We start from the raw sequence: 4,573 nt of genomic DNA on the forward strand, positions 1-4,573 counted from the left end.
TGGTAGCTGGCAAAAAACAAAGGAATTACTGGATTTAGGATCAGAAAAGATCATTGATGAAGTAAAGAAATCTGGTTTGAGAGGTCGAGGGGGTGCAGGATTTTCCACCGGCCTTAAGTGGAGCTTTATGCCCAAAAATCTCCCAAAAGCATATTTAGTAGTCAATGCAGATGAGTCAGAACCTGGTACATGTAAAGATAGAGATATATTGCGATATGAGCCACATAAGTTACTTGAGGGAATTCTCCTGGCCGGCAAAGCGATCAGCGCATCAGTTGCATATATTTATATCAGGGGTGAATTTTATAATGAATATTTAGTTCTAAAAAAAGCACTTGAGGAAGCCTATAAAGAAGGTTTAATTGGAAAAAATGCCTGCAAATCAGGTTATGATCTTGATGTGTTTATCCATAGGGGCGCAGGAGCTTACATATGTGGGGAAGAAACAGCTCAACTCGAATCAATTGAAGGAAAAAAGGGCTTTCCTCGCATGAAGCCTCCATTTCCCGCAGGTGTTGGACTTTTTGGCTGCCCAACCACAATAAACAACGTTGAAACTATAGCCATGGTTCCAGATATTCTGAATCGCGGAGGAGAATGGTTTGCATCTCTTGGTAAACCAAATAATACTGGTACCAAGGTCTTTTGTATTTCAGGGCACGTAAACAACCCGTGTAATGTTGAAGAAGAGCTCGGAATTCCATTACGTGAATTAATTGAAAAATACGCAGGTGGAGTGCGAGGAGGTTGGGATAATTTACTTGCTGTAATACCTGGTGGGTCTTCAGTGCCATTAATTCCAAAATCTATATGTGATACTATTGAAATGGATTTTGATTCATTAAGAACTGCACAATCAGGGCTTGGTACTGCTGCTGTAATAGTGATGAATAAATCAACTGATATAATAGCTGCAATAGAGAGGTTATCACACTTTTATATGCATGAGTCCTGTGGACAATGCACACCATGCCGTGAAGGTACTGGATGGATGTGGAGGATTATGAAGAGGATGGTGGCAGGAGATATTAAGCCTGATGAAATAGATAAGCTGCTTGACCTTACAACTCAAATAGAAGGACATACAATTTGCGCACTTGGCGATGCTGCAGCTTGGCCGATTCAAGGATTAATAAGACATTTTCGCCATGTTATCAAAGAGAGAGCGATAATTTAACTTTACTTATACTTCTTAAGCCGTTTTGCTACTTAGCAACCAGAGCTAAAAAATATTGATTCCCTTCTCTTTTAGGTGCCAATTCTACCTTTGCGATATCTTCAGTGTCTCGAATTAGCCGTTCTAATTTTTCCAGTCCAACTTCAGTGTTTATAAGCTCTCTCCCTCTAAATCTCATTGTGACTTTAATTTTATGTCCGTGGGCAAGTAAGTCTCTTGCTTGACGCAATTTTGTTCCGTAATCGTGATCACCAATATTGGGACCCAGTTTAATTTCTTTTATAGTTAATGTTTTTTGTTTCTTTTTTGCTTCACTTGCTTTCTTTTTTATATCATACTTTTGCTTGCTATAATCCAGTATTTTACATACTGGAGGGGTTGAATCAGGTGCAATTTCCACCAAGTCTAAACCAACACCCTGTGCAAATTCCAAAGCTCGTTCTATTGGCACGATTCCGACCATTTCACCACTATGATCAACTAAGCGTACCTCCTTAGCTGTGATAAATCCATTAATTCTGTTTTTATTGTTCTTTTTAACTTGCAAACTTTAACTCCCTTAATTCAAATTAATACTTTTTAACAGCGATTCATTAGCCTTTTCCAAAGAAAAAGACTCCTGTCTTTCCGATCCTAAATTTCTTACTGACACAGTTTTACTTGTAACTTCATTTTTGCCTACAATCCACAATATAGGAACCTTGTTTGAACTATGCAAACGTATCTTATAACTAATTTTTTCATTGGTCAAATCAGTCTTGACTCTCACACCTTGTTCTTTTAAAATATTGCTAATTTCTGTGGCGTAACCGTCAGCTTCATTTGTAATGGTCAGAATAGCAAGTTGCGTTGGAGCAAGCCAAACTGGAAATTTTCCTGCATAATTTTCTATCAAAATTCCGATAAAACGCTCAAAAGTCCCAAGAATTGCCCTATGTAACATGACAGGGTGATGCTTGTGCCCATCTGCCCCTATATAAAAAGCTCCCAGACGTTCTGGTAAAATGAAATCAACTTGTAATGTTCCACATTGCCAATTTCTGCCTATTGCGTCTTTCAAAACGAACTCTAACTTTGGACCATAAAATGCACCTTCACCAGGGTTAAGTTTATAACTCAAGCCCGCTTCTTTAACGGCTTCAAGCAGCGCTTTTTCAGCTCTATCCCACACTTCATCATTACCTGCTCTAATATCTGGACGGTCTGAAAATTTCACAGAAATTTCATTAAATCCAAGCTCTGAATATACTTCTTTTAAAAGGTCACAAAACTTTATAGTCTCAGAATTCACTTGTTCTTCCATACAAAAAATGTGTGCATCGTCTTGCGTAAAACCACGCACTCGCATCAGTCCGTGCAATGAGCCTGAGCTTTCATTTCTATGGCATGTGCCAAACTCTGCCATACGTATTGGTAAATCACGGTAGCTCCTGGTGTGAGAATTAAAAATCTGCACATGACAAGGACAATTCATGGGTTTTATTGCTAACTTTTTATTCTCAGATTCGTCAACAATAAACATATTTTCACGAAACTTATCCCAATGTCCAGATCTTTCCCACAGCTCTTTACTTACTAAAATAGGAGTTTTTACCTCAAAATAGCCATTATTTATTAGCTTCTTTCTGATGTAAGACTCAAGAACATTATATAGAATATATCCTTGTTCATGCCAAAAAACCTGCCCAACAGCTTCCTCTTGAATGTGAAATAAATCCATATCCTTAGCAATTTTGCGGTGATCACGTTTTTCTGCTTCTTTGAGGCACTCAAGGTAAGCGTTTAATTCATCCTTATTTCCCCATGCTGTGCCATATATTCGCTGCAACATTGGGCCCTTAGAATCACCACGCCAGTATGCACCCGCTACTTTCATAAGTTTAAACGCTTTAACTCTACCGGTTGATGGTGAGTGCGGACCACGGCATAGGTCAACAAAATCACCTTGCCTATAAACAGTTAGGTTTTCACCCTCTGGTATGGATGAGATAATATCAACCTTATATTTTTCGCCTATACCACTAAAGAAATCAACTGACTGCTTGCGAGTCCAAACTTCTCGAACAAATCTGTGGTTACTTTTTACAATCTCTTTCATTTTCTTTTCTATTGCGGTAAGATCGTCCGTAGTGAAGGTACGATCTGTAGCAAAATCATAGTAAAAACCGTCCTGAATTGTTGGGCCGATAGTAATCTGAGTATTAGGAAATAGCTCTTTCACTGCCTGCGCCATTATATGAGCAGCATCATGCCTTATTATATCTAAACCCACTTCGTCACTCAGTTGTATCACCTCTATCTCTGCATCAGCTTCAATTTCACGTGAGAGGTCATATAGCTCACCATTTACTTTCAATGCAACTACTTCTTTCAAAGCATCCGGTTGTAATATATCAAAGCCAGTGACTTTACCACTGTATTCTTTTACTTTTTGTTCGGTTGAAAAAGTAACCCTAACCATAAATAAACCTATACGGACATGTAGCTTGAAGGCGGTTTGCTTCTTCCAACGGTGTCATCCCAGTGTCACGCACATAGCCATACGAACATTCATTTTCGAAGGTAAATTGCACAGCAAATGGTGTCATCCCAGTGCTTGACACTGGAATCCAGCTTTTTTGTAATTTCATTGAAAATGTTGCATAGTGTGCTTGTTCACAATCAATTTTACTGGATCCCAGTGTCAAGCACTGGGATGACACCTTTGTGTTTGAGGCAAAACAGGCTATAACATTTAACATACTGCCCTCGCAAACAAATGTTCGTACAGTTGTGTATCAGCTACTGGGATGACACCACCCCTAGTGGGAACTGCCCCTAAATCATAATGGATAACAGGGTTATAAGCTCTGAACATTAATAATAAGGCCTATTCTTTTTTAACCTGAGTGCAATTGCGTCTTCCCAAACTTCACCATTACGCAATAACTTTTCTTTATTGTACATTAGCTCCTCTCTTGTTTCAGTAGCAAATTCAAAGTTAGGACCTTCAACAATTGCATCAACTGGACATGCCTCTTGGCAAAGTCCGCAGTATTTGCATTTTGTCATATCAATATCATAGCGCGTGGTGCGGCGACTACCGTCTTCTCTTTCCTCTGCTTCAATAACTATTGCTTGAGCAGGGCAGATAACTTCACATAATTTACAAGCTATGCATCGTTCTTCACCGTTTGGATACCTACGCAACGCATGCTCACCACGTAACCTTGGACTTAAAGGGCCCTTCTCCATAGGATACCTCAAAGTAACCTTTGGCTTAAACATATATTTTAATGTAATAACAAACCCTTTAATTAACTCTACAAAAGACCAGTACCAAGCTAATTTCTTGAGCATAAAATATTTAAAACTTGTGTCAGTCATTATAAATCATATTATCAGTTTTCAAAATAA

The 4,573-nt window shown here is 38.7% G+C and carries 5 protein-coding genes; 1 reads left to right on the forward strand and 4 read right to left on the reverse strand.

Features of this window, described 5'->3' with window-relative positions:
* Positions 1-1,177, forward strand: a 1,177-nt coding sequence (gene nuoF, locus WG67_RS04205) for an NADH-quinone oxidoreductase subunit NuoF (protein ID WP_458694914.1), incomplete at its 5' end; no start/stop codon positions are given.
* Positions 1,178-1,205: 28 nt separating this feature from the next.
* Here the strand turns inward: nuoF and infC are convergent.
* From infC to nuoI, 4 genes are all read right to left on the reverse strand, one after another.
* Positions 1,206-1,724, reverse strand: a complete 519-nt coding sequence (gene infC, locus WG67_RS04210) for a translation initiation factor IF-3 (protein ID WP_006279610.1) — start codon at positions 1,722-1,724, stop codon at positions 1,206-1,208.
* A gap of 12 nt (positions 1,725-1,736) precedes the next feature.
* Positions 1,737-3,638: a threonine--tRNA ligase gene (thrS, locus tag WG67_RS04215; RefSeq protein WP_010962960.1), complete on the reverse strand. Its 1,902-nt coding sequence runs from the start codon at positions 3,636-3,638 to the stop codon at positions 1,737-1,739.
* Positions 3,631-3,918 carry a hypothetical protein gene (locus tag WG67_RS04220; protein ID WP_010962961.1) on the reverse strand — a complete coding sequence of 96 codons (288 nt, stop codon included), beginning with the start codon at positions 3,916-3,918 and terminating at the stop codon, positions 3,631-3,633. Before WG67_RS04220 ends, thrS begins: the two co-directional genes overlap by 8 nt.
* Positions 3,919-4,033: 115 nt before the next feature.
* Positions 4,034-4,516, reverse strand: a complete 483-nt coding sequence (gene nuoI, locus WG67_RS04225; protein WP_070357060.1) for an NADH-quinone oxidoreductase subunit NuoI — start codon at positions 4,514-4,516, stop codon at positions 4,034-4,036.
* Between the last annotated feature and the right edge of the window lie 57 nt (positions 4,517-4,573).

The organism is Wolbachia endosymbiont of Drosophila incompta, assembly GCF_001758565.1.
Taxonomy (GTDB): Bacteria; Pseudomonadota; Alphaproteobacteria; order Rickettsiales; family Anaplasmataceae; genus Wolbachia; species Wolbachia pipientis.